Genomic DNA, 23,706 nt, shown 5'->3' on the forward strand with positions numbered 1-23,706 from the left:
TTCTTACAGAACGTCTCGCACATCGGCGAAACGGCCAGCAATGGCAGCCGCTGCGGCCATGGCCGGACTGACCAGATGAGTACGCCCACCCGGCCCCTGCCGACCTTCGAAATTGCGGTTCGAGGTCGAGGCACAGCGCTCACCCGGCTCCAGACGGTCGGCATTCATCGCCAGACACATCGAGCAACCCGGCTCCCGCCACTCGAAACCGGCGGCGACAAACACCTTGTCCAGGCCCTCTGCTTCAGCCTGGCGCTTGACCAGACCGGAGCCCGGCACCGCCAGGGCGAGCTTGACGGTAGCAGCGACATGACGGCCCTTGAGGACAGACGCCGCTTCACGCAAATCCTCGATGCGCGAGTTGGTGCACGAACCGATGAAGACCTTGTCGATGGCGATCTGGTTGATCGGCGTATTCGGATTCAGACCCATGTACTGCAGGGCGCGTTCCATACCTTCGCGCTTGACCGGATCAGACTGCTTTGCAGGATCGGGAACCAGTGCGTCGATGGCGACAACCATTTCCGGCGACGTACCCCAGGTCACCTGCGGACGAATGTCCTCGGCCTTCAGCGTGACCACACGGTCAAACTGCGCACCGGCATCGGACTGCAGGGTGCGCCAATAGGCCACGGCCTTTTCCCAAATTTCACCCTTGGGTGAAAACGGGCGGTCTTTCAAATAATCGATGGTCTTGTCGTCGACCGCAACGAAGCCCATGCGGGCCCCGCCTTCGATGGCCATGTTGCACAGGGTCATGCGCCCTTCCATGCTCAGGCCGCGAATGGCGCTGCCACCAAACTCGATGGCGTAGCCCGTACCACCGGCCGTACCGATGGTGCCGATAATGGCCAGGGCGACGTCCTTGGCGGTGACGCCTTTGCCGAGTTTGCCGTCGACGGCAACCAGCATGGTTTTCGATTTCTTCTGCAGCAGGCACTGCGTAGCCAGCACGTGCTCGACCTCGGAAGTACCGATACCGTGCGCCAGACAGGCAAAAGCGCCGTGCGTCGAGGTATGCGAATCGCCACAGACGACGGTCATGCCGGGCAAGGTGGCGCCGTTTTCCGGTCCGACGACATGGAGAATGCCCATGCGCTGGTCCTTGAACGGGAAATAGGCCAGGGCACCAACTTCCCGGATATTGGCATCGAGCGTTTCGACCTGCTGGCGGGAGATCGGATCCTTGATCCCCTCATCCCAATGGTCGGTCGGCGTGTTGTGGTCAGGCGTCGCCACGATGGACGAGACGCGCCAGGGCTTGCGGCCAGCCAGCTTGAGGCCTTCGAAAGCCTGCGGGCTGGTGACTTCGTGAACGAGATGACGGTCAATGTAGAGAAGCGCCGTGCCATCATCTTCCTGATGGACAACGTGGTTCTCCCAAAGTTTGTCGTAAAGGGTCTTCGCCATGGTGCGTAAAGTGAGCCGTAAAACCTTGAATTATTGCACAGGATCGCCGTTTTTTGCCCGCCCCGGACCAGTCACCGCCTCCACCCCCGGAGAATCTGCCCTGACCCAGCGCCAGACCAGCACCAGACCGGCCAATGCGAACACAGAACCAAGCGTAAAAGTCCACCCGGAACCCAGCGCATCCCATGTCCGGCCACTGATCAGCGCCCCCAGCAAACCGCCCGCCCCGAAGGACAGACTGGAATACAAAGCCTGTCCGCGCCCCTGCGCCCGGCCGGGAAACCACTGGTTGACCGCCGCGATCGACGCCGCGTGATACGCCCCGAAGGTCAGGCCATGCAAGAGTTGGACAAAAATCATGATGGCCGCCGACTCGCCCCCCCAGCCCATCATGAGAAAGCGGATCACCGCCGCCGCAAAACAGGCGAGCAGGATGGCCCGCAAGGAATATTGTCGGGACAGCCGCGCCATGAACATGAACACGACAATTTCCGCCACCACGCCCAACGACCAGAGCAAGCCGACCTCGGTCTTCGAATAGCCGTGGGCATCTAGGTGAATTGAATAGAAAACATAGAACGCGCCATGCGCCGCGGACATGGCGAAACAGGCCGCCATCAGCGCCATGACTTTCGGCTGGCGCAGAATTTCACCAATCGGCTGACCGTCGCGGGCATGCGGAACCGGCGGCGCCTCAGGCAGGGTCATCGCATAGATCAGGATACCCGCCAGAATGATCCAGCATACCCAGAGCACACCGACTGGTGGCACCCGGTCAAGCAGCGCCCCGGTCGCCATCACGGCAATGATGAAGCCAATCGATCCCCACAACCGGATACGGCTGTAGCGACCGCGCTCTTCGCGCAGATGATCGAAAGTCAGGGTCTCGACGAGCGGCAGGGCAGCGCTCCAGAAAAAGGCGAGCACAGCCATTGCCAGGAGCATGCCGGGCAACTTGTCGAGCCAGAAAAAAGCGGTAAACCCGGCCAGCCCGATGGCGGCAGCGAGACGAATGATCGCCAGGTGCCGACCGAAATAATCAGCCAGCCAGCCCCACAGGTTGGGACCAAAGAGGCGCATCAACTGCATCTGCGACATCAGGAGACCGATGTCCCAGGCAGAAAAACTCAGGGATTGGAGATACAGCCCGAAATAGGGCGAAAAAGCGCCAATGAAGGCGAAGTAAAAGAAGTAATACCCCGAGAGGCGCCAGTATGGCAAAGCGTGCATCCGGCTATTTTACCGGATGCACTGTCGGGCGCAGGGGCCAATCAGGCCTTGACGGATTCCTGGCCGGCGCGGAAGGCAAGCAGCAGGTGATAGATCTCGTCCTTCAATTTGACGCGCTGCTTCTTCATGTCTTCAATGGTGAAGTCGGCAACCGGCATGTCATGCTCTTCCAGATCCTCGACCTTGCCGGTCAGGCGGCTGTAGGAGGCGAACTGGCGGGCAAAATAGGCGTTGCTGACCTTAAGAAGATCGATGGCCGCCTTGAATTCCGGAAACTCCGAATACAGATCGTGGTGATCAACTTGCATGTTTTCTCCCCTTATTGCAATGATCGGCCGCCAAGGCGGCGCAAATGAATAATATTACGCGATTTTCCCTGCAATGCGCGGCGTCTGGCAGTCCACGTCGCCACACTGGGCGCGGTGGCGCAAGGCATGATCGATCAGAACCAGCGCCAGCATGGCTTCGGCAATCGGCGTCGCGCGAATGCCGACACAGGGGTCGTGCCGCCCCTCGGTGGCCACTTCGATGGCATTACCCTGACGATCGATCGAACGACGCGACTGGGCGATGGAAGAGGTCGGCTTGATGGCCATATTGACGACAATTTCCTGGCCAGTCGAAATACCGCCTAACACCCCGCCCGCATGATTGGTGACAAAACCCTGCGGCGTCATCTCGTCACCATGTTCGCTACCGCGCTGCGCCACCGAGGCGAAACCGGCACCGATCTCGACGCCCTTGACGGCATTGATGCCCATCATGGCATAGGCAATTTCGGCATCGAGCCGGTCATACACCGGCTCACCCCAGCCCGGCGGGACGCCAGTCGCGGTGACGGTAATTTTGGCGCCGACCGAGTCCAGCGATTTGCGCAGGCTGTCCATGTAGCTTTCGAGCTCCGGAACCAGCGCGGCATTCGGCGCGAAAAAAGCGTTTTCACGAATATCGTCGGCCGAAACAAAGGGAATCTCGATCGGACCAAGGGCGCTCATCCAGCCACAGATGCTGACGCCGTAACGCTCGTTCAGCCACTTCCGGGCAATCGCGCCGGCTGCCACACGCACCGCCGTCTCGCGGGCGGATGAACGACCGCCGCCACGATAGTCACGGAAACCGTATTTTTGCGTATAGGTGTAATCAGCATGACCGGGGCGGAAGGTATCGGCGATATTGCCGTAGTCCTTGCTGCGCTGGTCCTGATTGCGAATAAGCAGGCCGATCGGCGTACCGGTCGTCATGCCCTCGAAAACACCGGAAAGAATTTCAACCGTATCCGGCTCCCGGCGCTGCGTCACATGACGCGAGGTTCCCGGCTTGCGGCGATCCAGTTCGGCCTGGATATCAGCCTCGCACAAGGCCAGTCCGGGCGGGCAGCCATCGACAACACAGCCGATCGCCGGACCGTGCGATTCGCCAAAGGAGGTAACGGTAAACAGGGTGCCAAAAGTATTGCCGGACATGGAAGCAGCGATCTAATAGAGAAGGGAAAGTTTACCATGCCCGGCAAAAACCCTCTGCGGGGCCGGCACCAGGCAATAACGAAAAAAAGGCAGCCGCAGCTGCCTTGTTGTGGCTTGCGACTCAGGCCTGAGGATCGGTCGGCCAGTTCTTGATATAGCTTTTGAGCATCTTGTTCTCGAAACCCTGCTCTTCGAGTACTGCCTTGGCCACATCGAGAAAGGAAATGACGCCCATGAGGGTATCGCCTTCGAGAACCGGCAGATAGCGCGAGCGCTTTTCAATCATCAGCCGACGCAGGTCGTTGGCTTCCATTTCCGGAAACACCGTCACCGGATTGGTCACCATCACATCGCCGACCGTCTGGCTTTCTGCACACGCCGCCTTGCCCTTGAGGGCCTGAAGGACTTCACGGAAGGTCAGCATGCCCACCATCTTGCCGCCATCCATGACGACCAGCGAACCGACATCGAGATCGGCCATGCTGTCGATGGCAAAAGCAAGCGACTGCTGCGGTGACGCCGTATAAAGCGTTCCGCCCTTGACCCGAAGTATTTCCCGCACCTGCATTGCGCTCTCCCGAACTCGGTTTTGATTGATTGGCTGATCTTAGAACATCCTCCCGAATTCGGAAAGACTAATGACATGCCATGACAACCTCACTGCCGAGGCACATAACGTGAATTATTTCACGCGGATTTGATAAATTTATTGGCATTAATACTTGCGAAACGTCATATCCCTCTATACACTTAGTTCTATCACCTATGGCATATATCGCTAGGATGCATGGGTAGGCTTATTCCGCTAGCGTATGGAGATTGAATGATGACCGCTGTGAAAACCATCGAAAAAATCGACGCTCGCGAAATCCGTCGCAAGCTCGGCCTCAACCAGCAACAATTCTGGTCCACCCTGGGCGTCACGCAGAGCGGCGGTTCCCGCTACGAAAGTGGCCGCAACATGCCGAAACCGGTGCGTGAACTGCTCCGCCTGGTCCATGTCGAACAGGTCGACATCAAGAATATCAAGCGCGATGACTGGGAAGTCGTCGAGTACCTCAAGTCTCAGGAACCGGAACTGTTCAAGTCCCTGAAGAAGTCGGCCCGCGCCCACGCCAAAAAGGCCGCCTGATTTCTGCCCCCGGAGGGGGCTGACTTAAACAACGGGCATCACGGGGAAACCATCACCCGGATGCCTGTTTCATTTTGTATCTGCCCGGCAAAATCAGCCAGATCCGCCGCCGGCAGCGCACTCAGCCGAGACGCAGCGGGCTGCAGCGACGGCCTTGCCAGGCCATAGAGATGAACCCCCGCCAACTTCCCGGCCAGCGGTGCCAGCAACCTGCAATAGGCGGCACGTGATGCCACCGATGGGGCTGCGCCATCCAGTGCAAACCAGCAGGTCTGAACCCAGGTTGGCGCCAAGCCGGCACAAACTTCTAGATTTTTTGCCATTTTTGTCGGATGACCCGGCACGCCATTGATTTCGGCTATTTCGTCCGCCTCGGCGCGATCCATCTTGAACCAGACCTCGCCGCCCAGTTCGGCCAGATGGCGAATACCTGACTGTACGTCAGGGCGGTGCAGCAGGCTGCCGTTGGTAATCAGACGCAGCATCAACTTGCCTTTTTGGCCAAAGCGCTCGAGAACGGTTCCGACAACACTGACCGCCTCGGCAAACTCGGCCGCACTGGTCGGTTCGCCATTGCCGGAAAAGGCAATATCCATCAAATGCCTTGCCTCCGGTGGCACCTGTCGCAGCATGAAATCACCGTGCAGCAGATCCTCAAGAAAACCGGACAACTCTCGTTCCAGCCCGGCCAGATCAATTGGTGGTGGCCCGCCGCGCGTCAGTTTTTCAACCTGGCAATAGACGCAGGCCCAGTTGCAGGCATTGTTGGGATTGAGGTTGATGCCGATCGACACGCCGCCGGCCCGGCGCGAGATGACGGGATAAACGTAACGCAGGCCGGCACTGTCGCGGCTGTGATCAACTGTGGTGAGCATGGCGCATTGTATAATCCGCGACCGCCTTGTCGAGCAAAACACCATGTTGATTACCCGCCGCCTCGAGTTCGATGCCGGGCACCGCATCCCCGACCACAAAAGTCAGTGCCGTCACCTGCACGGGCATCGCTACGCCATTGAAATCACCTTGTCGGGCAGTGTCATCGACAAGGCCGGCGATGCTGCCAACGGCATGGTCATGGACTTTTCCCAAGTCAAGGACCTGGCCAACAGCCATCTCGTCCATGAATGGGACCACGCCTTCCTTGCCTACGCGGGCGACCAGGCCATCGTCGACTTCCTCGCCTCGCTGCCCGGCCACAAGACCGTCATCCTCGACCGCGTGCCAACCGCCGAGAACCTCGCCCGCATCGCCTTCGAACGCCTCGATGCGGTTTATCGCGACACCTACGGCAATCATCTCCGACTTGAACAGGTCCGACTCTACGAAACGCCCAACTGCTGGGCCGATGCGCTGCGCACCAGACTGGATTGAGGCGAAAACTCCCCCTATACTGCCAGAACACGGCAAGCACATCGACAGTATGGGCACGGAGGGGGAGATGGAAAACAGAAAGTCCTGCCTGGCCAGGCGAGCACTGCGCCAACTGAACTTCGGGTCGGCATGAGCCAGCCCCCGGCAAAATCCCCCAAAACCGCGCTGGTCCTGACCGGCGGCGGTGCCCGGGCAGCCTATCAGGTCGGCGTCCTGCTAGCCGTCGCCAAACTGGCACCGAAACGCCGGCAAAATCCCTTCCCGATCCTGTGCGGCACGTCTGCTGGCGCCATCAACGCGACTAGTCTGGCCTGTCTGGCCGACAATTTCGGCAAGGCAGTCGGTGTCCTCGCCACCTTCTGGCGCAATATGCACGCTGCCGACATCTACCGTGCCGACCCGCTCGGCATCGGCGTCTCGGGCGCCCGCTGGATGACCTTGCTGACCCTGGGCTGGCTCATCGAAAGCCGACCGCGCTCGCTGCTCGACAACGCCCCCCTGCGCGAATTACTGACCCGCCAGCTCGACTTCAGCGGCATCCAGCGCTCAATCGCCAATGGCGCCCTGCACGCCCTGAGCATTTCTGCCTCTGGCTACGAATCAGGCGACAACATCAACTTTTTCCAGGGCCACCCCGATGCCCAGCCCTGGCACCGCGTCCAGCGCATCGGCCTGCGCGCTGAAATCAGCGTCGATCATCTGCTCGCCTCCAGCGCCATTCCATTCATTTTCCCGGCCACCAAAATCCATCGCGAATACTTCGGCGACGGCTCCATGCGCCAGCTCGCACCGATCTCACCGGCCATTCACCTGGGGGCCGAACGCGTCCTCATCATCGGCGCCGGACGCAAGCACGAACATCAGGAACGGCGCGAGGTCGACACCCACCCCTCGCTCGCCCAGATTGCCGGCCATGCCCTGTCGAGCATCTTCCTTGACAGCCTGGCTGTCGACATCGAGCGCATGCAGCGAATCAACCGCACCATCTCGGCCATACCGCCCGAAGTGCGGGAAAAAGCGGACATTCCGCTACGACCGATCAAAGCCCTGATCATCTCCCCCTCCGAACGCCTCGACCGCATCGCCGCCAAACACGCCGAAGCCCTGCCCTGGGCCATGCGCATGATGCTCGGGGGAATCGGCGGCATGAACCGACGCAACGGCGCGCTGACCAGCTATCTGCTCTTCGAAAAGCCCTATACGCGAGCCTTGATCGACCTCGGCTACGCCGACACCATGGCGCGCTCACAGGAAGTCGGCGACTTTCTCGATCTGTGAGGTAGCGCGTATCTCACTAACGGCCAGAGGCATATGCCGGCAACAGACGCAAAAAAAGCCGAAATCCAGGATAAACCTGACATTTTCGGCCCTTGCCTGACGACGTAAAGCATTTGGTGCCTTGGGCGAGACTCGAACTCGCACAGCTTGCGCCACTACCCCCTCAAGATAGCGTGTCTACCAATTTCACCACCAAGGCTGCGGCATCCGGAGATGCTGACTTGCTTCATACGTCGATGAAGGGGCGTAATTCTAGCGAAAATTTCGGGGGGCGTTAAGCTTTTTCAGTGATAAAAGGCATAGCCGATGAGGATGGCCCCGACCAATCCGACCGCATCGGCAATCAGGCCACCGGCCAGCGCGTAGCGGGTCTTGGTGATGCCGACGCTGCCGAAATAGACGGCCAGCACATAAAAGGTCGTTTCGGTGGAGCCCTGGATAATCGCTGCCAGCTTGCCCTGGAAGGAATCGACCCCATAGGTCGTCATGACATCTACCATCAGTCCCCGCGCGCCGCTGCCGCTCAAGGTTTTCATCAGGCCGACCGGCAAGGCCGGGACGAAATCGGCGTTGAGCCCGAGCGCCAGAACAACGCTGCGAATGGCACCAATCAAGGCATCCATGCCCCCCGTCGTGCGAAAGACCGAAATTGCCACGAGCATGGCGATCAGGTAGGGAATGATCTGCACGGCAACGCCAAACCCTTCCTTGGCCCCCTCAACGAAGCTCTCGTAGACATCGATGCCGCGCCACGCGGCAACGGCGACGAAGAGCACGATAAGGGAAACAATGATGCCGCTGCCGAGCAACCCGATCATCTGTGCCATCTGTTCCGGCGGCATGCCGGCCAGCCAGAAATAGAGTCCGCCCATCAACGCCGCGAAGCCGGCAAAGAAGGCCAGCACCGGCTTGCAGAACAGATTGATGCGCTGCCAGATGGCGACTGCCACCAAGCCAGCACAGAACGACACAAAGGTGCCGAGCAGGGTAGGCAGAAAAATATCGGCAGCATTGAAGCCGACCAACCCCTGCTTGAGAGCGATGCTCTGGCGGATGGCGATAACCGACGTCGGAATCAGCGTGATGCCAGCCGTATTGAGCACCAGAAACATGATCATCGGATTGCTGGCGGTATCCTTCTTCGGATTGATCTCCTGCAATTCGCGCATGGCCTTGAGGCCGAGCGGCGTCGCCGCATTGTCGAGACCGAGAATATTGGCGCTGAAATTCATGACCATGCTGCCGCTGGCTGGGTGGCCGGCCGGAATATCAGGAAAGACACGGCGAAAAAACGGCCCGACCGCCCGCCCGAATAATTCGATCACCCCGCCCCGCTCACCGATCTTCATGACCCCCAGCCACAGGCTCATCACGCCAACCAACCCGAGCGAGATGTCAAAACCGGTCTTGGCAGTATCGAACAGACCATTGAGCACCCGCGTGAAGATGTCGAGATCGCCCTGCAGCAACTGCACCACCGCCGCGACAAAACCGACGAGAATGAAAGCGACCCAGATTTTATTGAGCACGGGCAGACGCAACGTGGTTGAAAGGCAGCCAGTCTAGCCGGCTAGCCAACGACTGTCACCGCGACCGCATCATGCCGCGCACGCCGGCAAGTCCCAGACCGCACACAGGCTCTCGTACTCGGCTTTGGGGAGCTGGACCAGCAAGGGCATGGCCGACGCATCCAGCCAGCCGGCAATCGCTGTCATATCCGCCAGCGCCATCGCCGTGCATCCGGCTGTTGGCACACCGGCGCGCTCCCAGACATGCAGGAAGATGCACGACCCCGCCCCCGCCGCTGGTGGCTCGGCGTTATGCCCGACCACCGCGCCGACGGCATAACGCCCGTCATCGCGCAGCATGTCTTCGCATGACACCCAGTCGGGGCTGGCCACGGCGGAGACATCGACGATCCGGTTGTAATGCACCGAGGCCGGGTCATCAATCGCCTTGAGGTCGAGCGTCGCGGACTGGTAAGGCAGCTTCGCGGAACGGGCGAAAGTACTGTCCGCCGGGGCATAGCCAAACAGCGAGGTGATCGCAAAAATGCCCGCTGGCGCGCAGCCATCACCTTCGCGCTTTTCCGGCCCGCCCGAGCCGACCAGTGGATGGAGCCCCCGCCCCCAGGCCAGTCCGGCCCGGCCAAGGCTGACCGCCACCATCGCGCTGCAGGCATGCCATGAGGCCTCCTTGCCAGCTCGCTCGTAACGCTGCAATTGCCCGGCGGGACTCCCCCAGGATGGGGCAACGACCACCAGCAGTTGCCGGGTGACGCCTAACGGAGCTGGCTGCATTTAGTCATCCCGCGCCGGATTCCTTGCATCGACCCACAGACCGTGCAACAAGGCGCCAACGAATATGGCCGCCAGCGCCATCAGAAGATCGATGTTGCCAGCCCCCAGCCCGGCCAGTGCCGGGCCTGGACAAACGCCACAGATTCCCCAGCCGATGCCGAAAAGAATGCCGCCCAGTAAAGCACTGCCATCCATTTCAAACGGCCGTTGCTGAAAGACGGCGCCGAGCAGGGTATGCCGGCACAGTCGCGGCAGAAGCTGATACACCAACAGATTGATACCAACGGCACTGCCCAGCACGAAGAGCAGGCCGAGATCATCGAAGGTGAGAAAGGCGAGTACCGACTCGGGCCGGATCATCGTCGACCAAGCTAACCCGAAGCCGAAAAGCATTCCGCTGGCCAGCGTTGCCAGCGGCTCAAGAGCGGATAGACGTTGCGACATGCCTAGACCCCCAGCCATTTAAGCAGCGACGCGGTAACGATCCCCGTACCAAGAAAGGTAAGCACCATAACCAAGGACGGCAGTGACAGCGAAGCCATGCCACAAATGCCGTGGCCTGACGTGCAGCCGCCACCCAGGCGCGCGCCAAAACCAATCAACAGGCCGCCCAGCAAAAGTTTCCAGGCTGGAATGTGACTGGCCTCGACCGGCAAACCCGCAAGCACATACACCGCCCCGCCGAGCAGCAGACCAAGCGCGTAAATCAGCCGCCAGCGCCGGCTATCGACCAGCGACGCCTGGCGGAAAAATGGCGTCCTGAGCAGCCACGACCATGAACTGCTGAAAAAGGTGCTAACCCCGCCCGGCCGTCCGGTGGTCGCATAAAGAAGAGCCACACCAAGGCCGATCAGGGCACCGCCAAAGGCATAGTGGCCGATTCCGTTGGGAAACAGGGTAGAAAACATCATCAGAAGGCCGTCACAAAAGGTGTGATTTTCGCACTGCCTCGAACATTTAACGAAAATACTGCGACATGGCGCTGACCGGCGGGCTTCGCCCCAGGCCTTCCGCCGGTCAGACCCCAGGCTCAGTGACTGGTGCCCTCGGACTTGCTGATCTTGTTCCAGACGTTGTACTTGCCGACTGGCTTCTTCATCGGCAGGCGCTTTACTTCACTGAGCGTTACCGCATCGTAGATGATCAGCGCACCATCCATTTCCCACAGGCTGGCGAGCACGTACTTGCCGTCCCTGGTGAATTCGACATGGGCGAAGGTCTTGCCCGGCGCAGGCTTGAGTTCAGCGACGATTTCCAGTTTTTCCTTGTCGATGATCTGCATGGTGTCCTTGAAATCCTTGCTCATCATCGAATCGGTCCACGCGTAGCGGCTGTTTTCGTGGCTGCGCATGAAGAAGCCGGGGCCGCGCGTCTTGATCTGTTTGATTGTCTGCCAGGTCTGCATATCGATGATGCTGATCACGCCTTCGTTGAGATTGGGCGTCGCCATCACTGCTCTGCTCTGCCCGACCTCATCCTTCCAGGTCCAACTGATGCCGGAGCCAAGATGCGGCATGCCGGGCAGTTGGAGATCGGCGATTTTCCTGCGGGCATCAAGATTAACCACCTGACCGCTGACCGCAGCCCTGGCGTCGTTGCGCGAGGCCCCCATGACTTCGTCGTAGCCCTGGGTAAAGTAGAAGTCGTCAAGGTAGTCGTCAAGCTGGGTACGCTGCGGGTTGAGGAACCCGGGAATGAAGGCGCCTTCCTGATATTTGAAGTCGTGAATCATGCCGGCCGGAATGGCATCGGCCTTGGGGTTGTACGAGACCTCCCAGACCTCCTTGACGTCCTTCAGCGCCACGACGAAGCTGTGGCGCGGCGCGGCATCGTAGACGGCGGAAACGCGCGAACTGGTCTTGCCGTCCTTGTCAGTGACCGGCAGGATTTTCTTCAGATTGAGATCAGCGTCGAGAATGACCAGACTGTGCGGCAGATAGTTGGCCACCGCCACCCACTTGCCGTCGCCCGATACGGCGGCGTTGCGCGTGTTGATGCCAGCCCGCACCTCGGCGACGACTTTCAGATTCCACAGATCGAATTTGGTGATCCAGCCATCCCGCGAGGCAAAGAAAACGTAGCGGCCGTCCGGCGTGAATTTCGGCCCGCCGTGCAGGGCAAAGCGGCTTTGGAAGCGGTGGATCGGTTCCAGTTTGTCGCCATCGAGGATGGAAACATGGTGATCGCCGGATTCGACGACGACGAAAAGGTTGAGCGGATCGGCCTTGAACACCGGCTTGTCGGGCAGAGGCTTGGCCTCGAGAACAAGGCGCGAGGCGGTGATTTCCGACGCTCCCCAGACCGGCATGGGCTTGATCGGCGTATACACATAGTCGACCAGCGCCTTGATCTCGTCGGCCGAAAGCTTGTCGCCGACACCAAGCATCTGGGTTGCCGGTCGGCCTTCGCGAATCACCTTCTCTGCCTCGGCCTTGCGCAGACGGGCAAGGTTTTCCGGGATCAGCGCGGGGCCGAGTCCTCCCAGCCGCGCCTCGCCGTGACAGGCGGCGCAGTGATCGCGGTAGGCAGCCGGGGGATCGGCGGCCAATACAGCGGGTGCTGCGGTCAACAGCAGCAGGGCAAAAGCCAAATATCCGAAAGGCCGCCCGTTCATCGCCCGATTTCCTCGTCGGAAAGATAGCAGCCCGGGTCTTCCGCCCAGGCGTCGCCGGTCATCTGCTGCGCCCGAACGCGGGTATTGCCGTTGCAGATACCCAGATAAGCACATTCGCCACACCGCCCCTTGACCGGCCGCGGGTGCTGTTTAAGGCCGGCCATCAGCGCATCGGAGGTATCGGGCCAGATGTCAGAAAACGGCCGATCCTTGACGTTGCCCAGATTGTGATGCCACCACATGGTGTCCGGATGCACATTGCCGAGGTTGTCGATGTTCGCCACATTGACCCCCGAGGCGTTGCCACCCCACTGGCGCAGCCTAGCCTCGACATGGGCCGCCTGTTCCGGGAACCGGCGGCGCACCCAGTGCAGGAAATAGACGCCATCGGCGTCGTTGTTGCCGGTGGTGAACTCCTTGTTCAGCCCACGCTGCTGATACGTCCAACAGGTCTCGAAAAGCAGGTCCATCGCCCAGCGCGTCAACTGGTGCTGGGCATCATCCTTACGGTTTTTGTTGCCACGCCCGGCATAGTTGAGATGCGAAAAGTAGAATCGGTCGATGCCTTCATCCTCGACCAGCTTGAGCAGGCCGGGCAGGTCATGGGCGTTGTCCTGCGTCATGGTGAAGCGGACGCCGATTTTCAGGCCAAGGTCGCGGCACAGCCGGATGCCTTTAAGCGATGCCTCGAAAGCCCCCTCCTGGCGACGGAACCTGTCGTGCGTTTCACGGATGCCGTCGAGCGAGACCCCGACATAGTTGAAATCGCATTCGGCGATGTTGTCGATATTTCGCTCGTCGATCAACGTGCCATTGGACGACAACCCGACATAGAAACCCTTGGCCTTAGCGCGCTTGGCAATATCATAGATATCCGGCCGGAGCAGCGGTTCGCCGCCGGAAAGAATGAGCACTGGCACCTTGTAGCCCCGGAGATCGTCCATCACCGTATAAACCTGCTCGGTACTCAACTCGCCGGGGAAGTTGGTATCGGCGGAAATCGAGTAGCAATGCTTGCAGGTCAGGTTGCAGCGACGGATCAGATTCCAGATCACCACCGGGCCGGGCGGATTGCGTCTGGGGCCGACGGCGGTTGGCGCAGCGATTTCCTGCATGTACTGGGAGATGCGAAACATGGAATTCCTTGTCCTTGGCTTCGCCGTATTCAACGGCAGCTCGGCCGGCGATACCTTGACGTGCGTCAAGCCCTTGAAAACCGGACGGTTAGGTGAGCAAGGCTACCCTTGCGGTATACTCGCCGGATGACCCCAAATGCACAAACCCCCGCCAGCAATGAGCCGGTGCTCCCAGGCCGCTGGGCCGCCGAGCTGGAGGCGAAGCTGGCCACCGACGAAAAGACCCAGGCCTGGGTCGAGATAGACCTCGATAACCGACTGCAGTTCGCATCCGGCCTTGTCCTCATCACCAATCGGCGACTGCTCGCCCGCTCGCCGGGTGAAGCCGGCTGGAGCGAATGGCCACTGAGTGCCGGGCTCAAACTCAACCACCACGACCACGCTGGCGTCGGCACGCTGGAACTGGTCGATGCGCAAGGCCGCCTGGCCAACTGGCGCTATACGCTGGGCAACAATCTGGCCGCCCTGCGCGTCATTACCGAATTCGATCTGCACCTGCACAGCGTGACCACCGGCCAGCCGGTCGAACGTCCCCTGGATGACTGCTGCCCCAAATGCAAGGCACCGCTCGAGCCGGGTCAGGACGAGTGCCCGATCTGTACCTATGAAACCGCCACACCGCCGTCGACATGGACGCTGTTCCGCCTGTGGCGCTTCGCCCGGCCTTACAAATGGCAATTGCTGAGCGGCTTTCTGCTCACCTTGATGTCGACGGCAGCGACGCTGGTTGCGCCCTACCTGACCATGCCGCTCATGGACAACGTCCTGATCCCTTTCCAGAACGGCAAACCGATTGACTGGAACCTGGTCAGCATGTACCTCGGCGGCCTGTTTGGCGCGGCCATGGTCGCCTGGCTGCTGGGCTGGGCGCGCACTTACATCCTGGCTCTGGTCTCCGAACGGATCGGCCGCGACCTGCGCACCACCACCTACGAACACCTGCTCGGCCTGTCGCTCGAATATTTCGGCGGCAAGCGCACCGGTGACCTGATGGCCCGCATCGGCACCGAAACCGACCGCATCAATGTCTTCCTCTCGCTGCACCTGCTCGATTTCGCCACCGACATCCTGATGATCATCATGACGGCGAGCATCCTCTTCTCGATCAACCACTGGCTGGCCATCGTCACCCTGCTGCCGCTGCCCTTCATCGCCTGGATGATCCACTACGTGCGCGACAAGCTGCGCACCGGCTTCGAGAAGGTGGACCGCGTCTGGGCCGAAGTGACCAATGTGCTGGCCGACACCATTCCCGGCATCCGCGTCGTCAAGGCCTTTGCCCAGGAAAAGCGCGAAGCCGAGCGTTTCCGCGAATCGAACGGTCGCAACCTGGCGATGAACGACAAGCTCAACAAGACCTGGTCGCTGTTCTCGCCCACCGTTACGCTGCTCACCGAAATCGGCCTGCTCGTCGTCTGGGCCTTCGGTATCTGGCAGATTTCCAAGGGCGACATCACGGTCGGCGTCCTGACCGCCTTCCTCGCCTATATCAGCCGCTTCTACACCCGTCTCGACTCGATGAGCCGCATCGTCTCGGTGACGCAAAAGGCCGCCGCCGGCGCCAAGCGCATTTTCGACGTACTCGACCACGTATCGAGCGTCCCCGAGCCGACCAACCCGGTCCATCTCGGCAAGGTAGAAGGCCGCCTCGAACTGCGCAAGGCCAGCTTCCGCTACGGCACCCGTGCCGTCACCCGCGACGTCGATCTGGTCATCGAGCCCGGCGAAATGATCGGTCTGGTCGGCCATTCCGGTTCCGGCAAGAGCACGCTGGTCAATCTGATCTGCCGTTTCTACGACGTCACCGAAGGCGCGGTCTTCATCGACGGCGTCGATGTCCGCTCGGTGCCGGTTGCCGAATTCCGCCAGAACATCGGTCTGGTCCTGCAGGAACCCTTCCTCTTCTTCGGCACCATCGCCGACAACATCGCCTATGGCAAACCGGATGCAACGCGGGCCGAAATCATCGCCGCCGCCCGCGCCGCCCACGCCCACGAGTTCATCCTGCGCCTGCCGCACGGCTACGACTCGCTGGTCGGCGAACGCGGCCAGGGCCTCTCCGGCGGCGAGCGCCAGCGCATCTCGATTGCCCGCGCCCTGCTGATCGACCCGAAGATACTGATCCTCGACGAAGCGACCTCCTCGGTCGATACCGAAACCGAGAAGGAAATCCAGAAGGCGCTCGACAATCTGGTCCGTGGCCGCACCACCATCGCCATCGCCCACCGCCTGTCCACGCTGCGCAAGGCCGACCGCCTCGTCGTCATGGATCGGGGCCGTCTGGTCGAACTGGGCAACCACGACGAACTGATGGCAGCCGAAGGCCACTATTACAAGCTCTATCAGGCCCAGGCGCGCAATGTCGATACCGAAGACACCCTGCAGCGCGCCCCTGACGCCCCAAAAACCCATACGGTCTGAGTCCACGATGACGAACCCCAATTTTCAACTACGCCGCGACGCCTTCGGCCAACTGGTCCTGACCGCTGGCAATGGCGACATCCACGAGGGCGTCGTTCCCGTGCGCGCCTTTCCAATCGGCGCGCCGGACGAGGGCATCGCCCTGGTCAATGTCGAAGGGCATGAAGTCGGCTGGGTCGAGCGCCTGGCCGATCTGCCGGCCGATATTGGCCGCCTGGTCGACGAAGAACTGGCCAGTCGCGAGTTCGTACCGGAAATCGAGAACATCGTCGATGTCTCGAGCTTCGCCTGCCCGAGCACCTGGCAGGTCAAAACCAATCGTGGCCCGGCCTCGCTGATCCTCAAAGGCGAAGACGACATTCGCCGCCTGACGCAGACCCGCCTGCTGATTGCAGACAGCAACGGCATCCAGTTCCTGGTCCGCGACACCGGTGCGCTGGACCGGCATAGCCGCAAGCTGCTCGACCGATTCCTGTAACGCCGCGTACCAAAACGTTACATTTTTTTGTCACGGGTAATCCAACGCTGGTCGAAAGCGTTAATAATTGTCAGATGCCCCATAACAATTTCTGACAGTGGACGGAGCTGGGCCAAACAAGCATGAAGAAAAAAGACATCATCATTCGGGACATCATCGCCCTGCGCGGCCCGAACATCTGGACTTACCGCCCGGTTTTTGAAGCCTGGATCGATATCGGCGAGTTCGAAGACTATCCTTCCAACAAGCTGCCCGGCTTCACCGAGCGCCTGACCACCTTTCTGCCCTCGCTGATCGAGCACCGCTGCAGCCGCGACGAACGCGGCGGCTTCATCGCCCGACTCAATGAAGGCACGTGGATCGGCCACGTCCTCGAACATGTCGCCCTCGAACTGATGACCATGGCCGGCCTGCCCGGTGGTTTCGGCCGAACCCGCGAGACGACCGAACGTGGCGTATACAAGCTGGCCATCCGCAACTGGCACGATGACGTCACGAAAATCGCCCTCGAACAGGGTATTTCGCTGATCCTTGCCGCCGTCGAAAACCAGCCCTTTGATGTCGCCGATATCGTCGATACGCTGCGTCGCAAGGTCGACCGCAAATATCTCGGCCCATCAACCGCCGCCATCGTCAATGCCGCCGACGACCGCGACATCCCGGCCATCCGCCTGCTCGACGACGGGAACCTCGTCCAGCTCGGCTATGCTGGCGCCATGCGCCGCATCTGGACAGCCGAAACCGACCAGACCAGCGCCATCGCCGAAACCATTTCACGCGACAAGGACCTGACCAAGGAACTGATTTCCTCGGTCGGCGTCCCGGTCCCCGAAGGCCGCGAAGTCGATAGCGCCGACGACGCCTGGGATGCCGCCGAAGACATCGGCCTGCCGGTCTGCGTCAAGCCGACTGACGGCAACCACGGGCGCGGCGTCTTCATTGACCTGACGACCAAGGAAGAAGTCGCACGCGCCTACGCCATTGCCGTCGAGGAAGGCTCTGGCGTGCTTGTCGAACGTTCCATACAGGGCATCGAACACCGCCTGCTGGTGGTCGGCGGCAAGCTCGTCGCAGCCAACCGCAGCGATCTCATCACGGTGACCGGCGACGGCAAATCGACTGTCCAGGAACTGATCGCCAGCCAGGTCAATACCGACCCCCGCCGCGGCTCGACCGAACTGCATCCGCTCTCGCTGATCCGCATCGACACCGCCGCCAAGATCGAACTCGAACGTCAGGGCCTCAATGCCGACAGTGTGCCGGTCAAGGACCGCGTCGTGCTCATCCAGCGCAATGCCAATCACGCTTTCGACTGCACCGACGAAGTCCACCCCGACACCGCCCAGGTCGTCGCCCTGGCCGCCCGCGTCGTCGGCCTCGACATCGCCGGCGTCGATCTCGTCTGCGAGGACATCTCGAAGCCGCTTGATGCCCAGCGTGGCGCCATCGTCGAAGTCAACGCCGGCCCCAGCCTGCTCATGCACATCAAGCCGGGCATCGGCAAGCCGCGTCCGGTCGGTCAAGCCATCGTCGACAACCTGTTCAAGGAAAACCAGAACGGCCGTGTGCCGCTGGTCGGCGTCACCGGCACCCACGGCCGCAACCCGGTTGCCAAGATGGTCGCCCACCTGATCTACCTCTCCGGCCAGCACGCCGGGCTGGCTTGCAAGGACGGCATCTACCTCAATCGCCGGCAGGTTCAGAAGCCCTGTGCCGCCAATTGGGATGGCGGTCGTCGCCTCCTGCTCAACCGCGCCATCAAGGCTGCCGTCATCGAAAACGGTGCCGATGTGATTCTTGGCGAAGGCCTCTCCTACGACCGTTGCTCGGTCGGCATCGTCACCAACATCGTGCCCGACGAAGAAGACCTGTCGCGCTGGAATGTCCAGCCGACCGGCGGCGAGTACTACACGACCCACCGCTCGACCTACCGGACCCAAATTGATGTCGTGCTGCCCGACGGTCATGCCGTGCTCAATGCTGAAGACGAACTGGTCGCCGACTTTGCCGACCTGTGCGATGGCGAAGTGATTTTCTTCGCCGTCAATCCGGCCAACCCCATCCTGCTCGCCCATCTGGCTGCCGGCAAGCGTGGCGTCACTGTCTCCGACAAGCGTATCGTTCTGCGTTCCGGGGCCGACGAAATCCGCCTCAGCCGCCTCGTCGATGCACCCTATATCGGCAAGCCCAAGCAAGCCAAGAACATTGCCAACGTGCTGGCCGGCGTTGCCGCCGGCTGGGCTCTGGGCCTGAGCAAGGAAGTCCTGACCACGGGGATCAAGACCTTCGGTCTCGAACTGGTCGATCCCGCCGCCCTGATACCGCAGCTCGCCAAAAAGTCGCAACCCGCCAAGAAGCCGGCTTCCGCCCGCAAATAACAAGGATCAAGCGTCATGGACGTTTCCCGCATTCGCGCCCTGCGCGGCCCCAACCTGTGGAGCCGGCACACCGCCATTCAGGCCATCGTCTCCTGTGAAGGGGCCGAGGTCGCCATCTCCGACCTGCCCAATTTCGAAGCCCGCCTGCGCGAGCGCTTCCCCGAACTGGGCGATCTGATCCCCTCCGACCACCTCGACACGGTGTCGATGGCCCACGCCCTGGAATTCGCCGCGCTCGGCCTGCAAGCCCAGGCCGGTTGCCCGGTGACCTTCAGCCGTACGGCGCAGACGGTGGACCAGGGTGTCTATCAGGTCGTCGTCGAATACACCGAAGAAGATGTTGGCCGTCTGGCCTTTGAGCGGGCCGAACAATTGTGTCTTGCCGCCCTCAACGACACCCCCTTCGACCTTGATGGCACGCTCAAGGAATTGCGTGACCTCGACGAAGACATCCGCCTCGGCCCGTCGACCGGCGCCATCGTCTCGGCCGCCATGAGCCGTGGCATTCCCTACCGCCGCCTGACGCAAGGCAGCCTCGTCCAGTTCGGCTGGGGCAGCAAGCAGAAGCGCATCCAGGCCGCAGAAACCAGCTTCACCAGCGCCATCGCTGAATCGATTGCGCAGGACAAGGAGCTGACCAAGAAGCTGCTGCACGCTTCCGGCGTCGCTGTGCCGCACGGCCGCCCGGTCGACGACGAGGACGATGCCTGGGTCGCCGCCCTTGAAGTCGGCCTGCCGGTCGTCGTCAAGCCGCAGGATGGCAACCAAGGCAAGGGTATTTCGGTCAACCTGACCACTGAGGAACAGGTGCGCCGCGCCTACCGCGTCGCCATCGAATTCCGCGATGACATCATGGTCGAGAAATTCCTCTCCGGCCACGACTGGCGCCTGCTCGTCATCGGCGACAAGCTGATCGCCGCCGCCCGGCGCGACCCGCCGCTGGTCATCGGCGACGGCACCCACACCGTGCGCGAGCTGGTCAATATCGTCAATTCCGACCCCCGCCGCTCGGATGGCCACGCCACCTCGCTGACCAAGATCCGCTTCGACGAAATCGCCCTTGCCCGCCTTGAAGAACAAGGCTACAGCGCCGACTCCGTGCCCGGCCGGGGCGTTCGCGTCGTCCTCCGCAACAACGCCAACCTGTCCACCGGCGGTACCGCCACCGACGTCACTGACGACGTGCACCCCGAACTCGCCGCCGCCGCCGTTGCTGCAGCACAGACCGTCGGTCTCGACATCTGCGGCATCGACGTCGTCTGCGACACCATGCACAAGCCGCTCGAAGATCAGGGTGGCGGCATCGTCGAATGCAATGCCGCACCCGGCCTGCGCATGCACCTTGACCCCTCCTTCGGCAAGGGCCGCGCTGTCGGCGAAGCGATTGTCGGCATGATGTTCCCGGATGGTGACAATGCGCGCATCCCGGTCGTCGCCATCGCCGGCACCAATGGCAAGACGACAACCAGCCGCCTGATCGGCCGCATTTTCGAATCGAACGGCCTGCGCGTCGGCATGACCAGCACCGACGGCATTTATGTCGAAGGCCGCCGCATCGATTCCGGCGACTGCTCTGGCCCGCGCAGCGCGCGCAATGTGCTGATGCACCCGGACGTCGACGCAGCCGTCTTCGAGACCGCCCGTGGCGGCGTCCTCCGTGAAGGCCTCGGCTTCGACATGTGCGACGTCGCCGTGATCACCAATATCGGCCTCGGCGACCACCTCGGCCTCAACTACATCACGACGGTCGACGAACTCGCCGTCGTCAAGCGTGTCATCGTCGAAAACGTTGCCCCCACCGGCACCGCCGTCCTCAATGCGGCCGACCCGGTGGTTGCCGCAATGGCCCATCACTGCCACGGCGAAGTCATCTTCTTTGCCCGCGACCGCATGAACCCCGTCCTCGCCACGCATCGTGCTCAGGGCAAGCGGGTTGTCTATGTCGAACGCGATGCCGTTATCTGCAGCGAAGGTCGCAAGAAACATCGCATCCCGCTCGCCAACATACCGCTCACGCGCAACGGCAGCATCGGTTTCCAGGTCGAAAACGCCATGGCCGCCCTGGCCACTGGCTGGGCCCTCGGCTATGACTGGGAAATCATCGAACGCGCCCTGGCCAATTTCGTCAGCGATGCAGCGACCGCCCCCGGCCGCTTCAACGTCTTCGACTACAAAGGCGCCACCCTGATCGCTGACTACGGCCACAATCCGGACGCCATCCAGGCCCTGGTCGGGGCCATCAACAACATGCCGGCGGTGCGCCGCTCGGTGGTCATCAGCGGCGCCGGCGACCGGCGCGACGACGACATCCGCCAGCAGACCGAAATCCTCGGCGATGCCTTCGACGACGTCATCCTCTACCAGGATGCCTGCCAGCGCGGCCGGGAAGATGGCGAAGTCATCGGCCTGCTCCGCCAGGGTCTCGCCAACGCCCGCCGCACCAAGCAGATCGACGCCATCACCGGCGAATTCATCGCCATCGACACCGCCCTCACCCGCCTGCAACCGGGCGATCTCTGCCTGATCCTGATCGACCAGGTGGAAGAAGCACTGGCGCATATTGCCAAGCGTATTGCCGAATCGAACTGACCCACATCGCCCCCGACAAGGCCCGGCACTGACCGGGCCTTTTTTTGGACGTTCGGAATGCTCAAAAAAATGTGACGACTCGATATGGATGACTCAATTCGGCCCAGAGCGTGTAAAAACGCTGCGCAGATCTACCCCACGGAAAGTTGTCGCAAGTAGTTTGGCTGTAGCAAGGCAGAAATATTGATTGGGAAGCGCAATGGGCAAAGCAAAAAGGCCCTATTGGGCCTGCATCGCTCCAATTAATGCCGCAACTCCCAATATTTTCATCACCCGCTTCAAATTGTAGGCAAGCACCTGCAAACTCATTTCGGCACTAACTCGATCCAGTGTTCGAGTCAGGAAATGAGCGCCACCCATCCATAACTTGAGAGTACCAAAGGGATGTTCAACCGTCTGGCGGCGGATGCGCATGCTGTCAGGAGCCTGGTCTAGCCGAATCTGCATCTCTTCGAGCACCGTTTGATGCTCCCAGCGACTAACGCGTCGGTAATCACTTGGTGTGCATTGTTCCTTGATAGTGCAGCGCGGGCAGTGCGAACTCCAGTAGCGGTGAAGTTTCAACCCAGCTTCGATGCGTGAGAAGCGCCAGATCAAACGCTGTCCTGCCGGGCACTGATACTCATTGGCTGCCGGATCGTAAATGAAGTCGGCCTTATCGAAACGGCCATCGGCCTTGGCTCCAGAGGTTCCCGTTTTGGGGACGATTGCGGTAATGCCAGCCTGCTGGCAGGCGAGGATTTCATCGCTTTTGAAGTACCCACGATCAGCGATCACCGTTAGATCGCTGACACTCATGGCCTCACGTGCTTGCTTGGCCATATTCGAGAGTTGATCTCGGTCAGTGCCAATGTTGGTGACTTCGTGAACCACGATCAGGTGGTGCTTTGCATCAACCGCCGTCTGGACGTTGTAGCCCACGACGCCTGTGCCGCGCGTCTTCATGGAGCGAGCATCCGGATCGGTCAGGGAAATCTGCTTGTCTGGCGATTGCTCAAGTTCGACCTCGATCTCCTTGAGCTTTTGCATTTGCGCCTTCAGTGCCGAAATCTTATCACTGAGCCGCTCTGTCTTGGCTTGGGCGATTTCCGGCGCCTGCCGATCTGCCGTATCCAGCTCGGTCAAATATCGATTGATGCTCGATTCGATCTCTTCCATTCGGCGTTGTAATTTCGCCCTGGTGAAATTCCGGTCCCGGTTATTCACCGCCTTAAATTTGCTGCCATCAATGGCGACCAAGGCTTCAGTGAAGAAATTCAATTGCTGACACAGAACGACGAATTGACGGCAAACATTGCGGATGGGCTTGCCATTGTCCTTGCGGAAGTTGGCAATCGTCTTGTGGTCAGGCGTGAGGCGCCCCATAAGCCACATCAGTTCAACATTTCGTTGTGCCTCTCGCTCTAACCGGCGACTCGACTGGATGCGGTTGAGATAACCGTAGATATAGAGTTTCAGTAGCACCGCTGGATGGTAGGCTGGCCGACCCGTCTCTGCCGGATCAACACCATCAAAACCGAGATTACCTAGCGACAGTTCATCGACGAAGACATCAATAACCCGGACTGGATTCGACTCAGTTATGTAGTCGTCGAGTAACTCTGGCAGCAATGTGCTTTGAGTCCTGCTTTCGCCTTGAACGAAACGCTTCATCTCGCCCACCTTAATATCAATGCCTATTGCATTGACCCAGCCAAGCACAATTCGTTCACGTTTTTACACACTCTGGGCCATGAGCGGTCGGTCAATTTTTCCTCCGGATAGCGGTCGTTCCTTACTGGATCGCCAGTGCCAATAACACCAATGTCATTGGCGTCCGTATTATCATTACATATCCGGAGTGGTCCCCACATGACCACAACGACAAATCAATCAGTTGCGGAAAACTTCCATGCTCCTTGTTCAT

General features: G+C 60.6%; 20 protein-coding genes and 1 tRNA gene. 7 read left to right on the forward strand and 14 right to left on the reverse strand.

Going from position 1 to position 23,706, the window contains the following annotated elements; translation table 11 throughout:
* Positions 1–3: 3 nt before the first annotated feature.
* From leuC to HYN24_RS11545, 5 genes are all read right to left on the reverse strand, one after another.
* A complete protein-coding gene (leuC, locus tag HYN24_RS11525) occupies positions 4–1,410 on the reverse strand; it encodes a 3-isopropylmalate dehydratase large subunit (RefSeq protein WP_117609383.1) in 1,407 nt (468 codons plus the stop codon).
* Positions 1,411–1,440: 30 nt separating this feature from the next.
* Positions 1,441–2,640 (reverse strand): major facilitator superfamily domain-containing protein 6, encoded by a 1,200-nt coding sequence (locus HYN24_RS11530; RefSeq protein WP_117609384.1) that lies wholly within the window; start codon positions 2,638–2,640, stop codon positions 1,441–1,443.
* A gap of 41 nt (positions 2,641–2,681) precedes the next feature.
* Positions 2,682–2,948, reverse strand: coding sequence for a YdcH family protein (locus tag HYN24_RS11535; protein ID WP_117609385.1), 267 nt, complete (start codon positions 2,946–2,948; stop codon positions 2,682–2,684).
* Between the two features lie 54 nt (positions 2,949–3,002).
* Positions 3,003–4,103: a chorismate synthase gene (gene aroC / locus HYN24_RS11540; protein WP_117609386.1), complete on the reverse strand. Its 1,101-nt coding sequence runs from the start codon at positions 4,101–4,103 to the stop codon at positions 3,003–3,005.
* 121 nt (positions 4,104–4,224) lie between these two features.
* A complete protein-coding gene (locus tag HYN24_RS11545) occupies positions 4,225–4,671 on the reverse strand; it encodes a CBS domain-containing protein (RefSeq protein ID WP_117609387.1) in 447 nt (148 codons plus the stop codon).
* 258 nt (positions 4,672–4,929) lie between these two features.
* Between HYN24_RS11545 and HYN24_RS11550 the strand changes: the two genes are divergently transcribed.
* On the forward strand, positions 4,930–5,235 hold the full coding sequence (locus HYN24_RS11550) for a DNA-binding transcriptional regulator (RefSeq protein ID WP_240327783.1): 306 nt from the start codon (positions 4,930–4,932) through the stop codon (positions 5,233–5,235).
* A gap of 38 nt (positions 5,236–5,273) precedes the next feature.
* Here the strand turns inward: HYN24_RS11550 and HYN24_RS11555 are convergent, their stop codons facing one another.
* Positions 5,274–6,110 (reverse strand): radical SAM protein, encoded by an 837-nt coding sequence (locus HYN24_RS11555; RefSeq protein WP_117609388.1) that lies wholly within the window; start codon positions 6,108–6,110, stop codon positions 5,274–5,276.
* Positions 6,111–6,153: 43 nt separating this feature from the next.
* Between HYN24_RS11555 and queD the strand changes: the two genes are divergently transcribed.
* Both queD and HYN24_RS11565 read left to right on the forward strand, forming a co-directional pair.
* On the forward strand, positions 6,154–6,606 hold the full coding sequence (queD, locus tag HYN24_RS11560) for a 6-carboxytetrahydropterin synthase QueD (protein ID WP_117609389.1): 453 nt from the start codon (positions 6,154–6,156) through the stop codon (positions 6,604–6,606).
* A gap of 129 nt (positions 6,607–6,735) precedes the next feature.
* Positions 6,736–7,884 carry a patatin-like phospholipase family protein gene (locus HYN24_RS11565; protein WP_117609390.1) on the forward strand — a complete coding sequence of 383 codons (1,149 nt, stop codon included), beginning with the start codon at positions 6,736–6,738 and terminating at the stop codon, positions 7,882–7,884.
* Positions 7,885–7,998: 114 nt separating this feature from the next.
* Here the strand turns inward: HYN24_RS11565 and HYN24_RS11570 are convergent.
* The 7 genes from HYN24_RS11570 to nirJ form a co-directional block, all read right to left on the reverse strand.
* A tRNA-Leu gene (locus tag HYN24_RS11570) sits at positions 7,999–8,083 on the reverse strand.
* Between the two features lie 85 nt (positions 8,084–8,168).
* Complete coding sequence (locus HYN24_RS11575) at positions 8,169–9,413, reverse strand: nucleoside recognition domain-containing protein (protein WP_117610351.1); 1,245 nt, start codon at positions 9,411–9,413, stop codon at positions 8,169–8,171.
* Positions 9,414–9,482: 69 nt separating this feature from the next.
* Positions 9,483–10,184 carry a L,D-transpeptidase gene (locus HYN24_RS11580; RefSeq protein ID WP_117609391.1) on the reverse strand — a complete coding sequence of 234 codons (702 nt, stop codon included), beginning with the start codon at positions 10,182–10,184 and terminating at the stop codon, positions 9,483–9,485.
* Positions 10,185–10,628 carry a DUF6691 family protein gene (locus HYN24_RS11585; protein ID WP_205421384.1) on the reverse strand — a complete coding sequence of 148 codons (444 nt, stop codon included), beginning with the start codon at positions 10,626–10,628 and terminating at the stop codon, positions 10,185–10,187. It abuts the gene before it with no gap.
* Between the two features lie 2 nt (positions 10,629–10,630).
* Complete coding sequence (locus HYN24_RS11590; RefSeq protein ID WP_117609393.1) at positions 10,631–11,095, reverse strand: YeeE/YedE family protein; 465 nt, start codon at positions 11,093–11,095, stop codon at positions 10,631–10,633.
* Between the two features lie 119 nt (positions 11,096–11,214).
* The gene (locus HYN24_RS11595; RefSeq protein WP_117609394.1) at positions 11,215–12,798 is read right to left on the reverse strand and encodes a nitrite reductase; all 1,584 of its coding nucleotides are present in this window, start codon (positions 12,796–12,798) and stop codon (positions 11,215–11,217) included.
* The gene (gene nirJ / locus HYN24_RS11600; RefSeq protein ID WP_117609395.1) at positions 12,795–13,934 is read right to left on the reverse strand and encodes a heme d1 biosynthesis radical SAM protein NirJ; all 1,140 of its coding nucleotides are present in this window, start codon (positions 13,932–13,934) and stop codon (positions 12,795–12,797) included. Before nirJ ends, HYN24_RS11595 begins: the two co-directional genes overlap by 4 nt.
* A gap of 165 nt (positions 13,935–14,099) precedes the next feature.
* Here nirJ and HYN24_RS11605 point away from each other — a divergent pair, with 165 nt between their 5' ends.
* The 4 genes from HYN24_RS11605 to cphA (HYN24_RS11620) all read left to right on the forward strand — a co-directional run bounded on the left by HYN24_RS11605 (position 14,100) and on the right by cphA (HYN24_RS11620) (position 21,800).
* Positions 14,100–16,355 (forward strand): ABC transporter ATP-binding protein, encoded by a 2,256-nt coding sequence (locus HYN24_RS11605; RefSeq protein ID WP_240327661.1) that lies wholly within the window; start codon positions 14,100–14,102, stop codon positions 16,353–16,355.
* 7 nt (positions 16,356–16,362) lie between these two features.
* Positions 16,363–16,833 carry a DUF1854 domain-containing protein gene (locus HYN24_RS11610; protein ID WP_117609397.1) on the forward strand — a complete coding sequence of 157 codons (471 nt, stop codon included), beginning with the start codon at positions 16,363–16,365 and terminating at the stop codon, positions 16,831–16,833.
* A gap of 122 nt (positions 16,834–16,955) precedes the next feature.
* Entirely contained in the window at positions 16,956–19,211 is a 2,256-nt protein-coding gene (gene cphA / locus HYN24_RS11615; RefSeq protein WP_117609398.1) for a cyanophycin synthetase, read from the forward strand.
* Between the two features lie 15 nt (positions 19,212–19,226).
* Positions 19,227–21,800 (forward strand): cyanophycin synthetase, encoded by a 2,574-nt coding sequence (cphA, locus tag HYN24_RS11620; protein ID WP_117609399.1) that lies wholly within the window; start codon positions 19,227–19,229, stop codon positions 21,798–21,800.
* A 219-nt stretch (positions 21,801–22,019) separates the two neighbouring features.
* Here cphA (HYN24_RS11620) and HYN24_RS11625 read toward each other — a convergent pair whose 3' ends face one another.
* The gene (locus tag HYN24_RS11625; RefSeq protein WP_117610233.1) at positions 22,020–23,453 is read right to left on the reverse strand and encodes an IS1182 family transposase; all 1,434 of its coding nucleotides are present in this window, start codon (positions 23,451–23,453) and stop codon (positions 22,020–22,022) included.
* Positions 23,454–23,706 lie beyond the last annotated feature (253 nt).

The sequence above is a fragment of the Dechloromonas sp. HYN0024 genome, assembly GCF_003441615.1.
Lineage (GTDB): Bacteria > Pseudomonadota > Gammaproteobacteria > Burkholderiales > Rhodocyclaceae > Azonexus.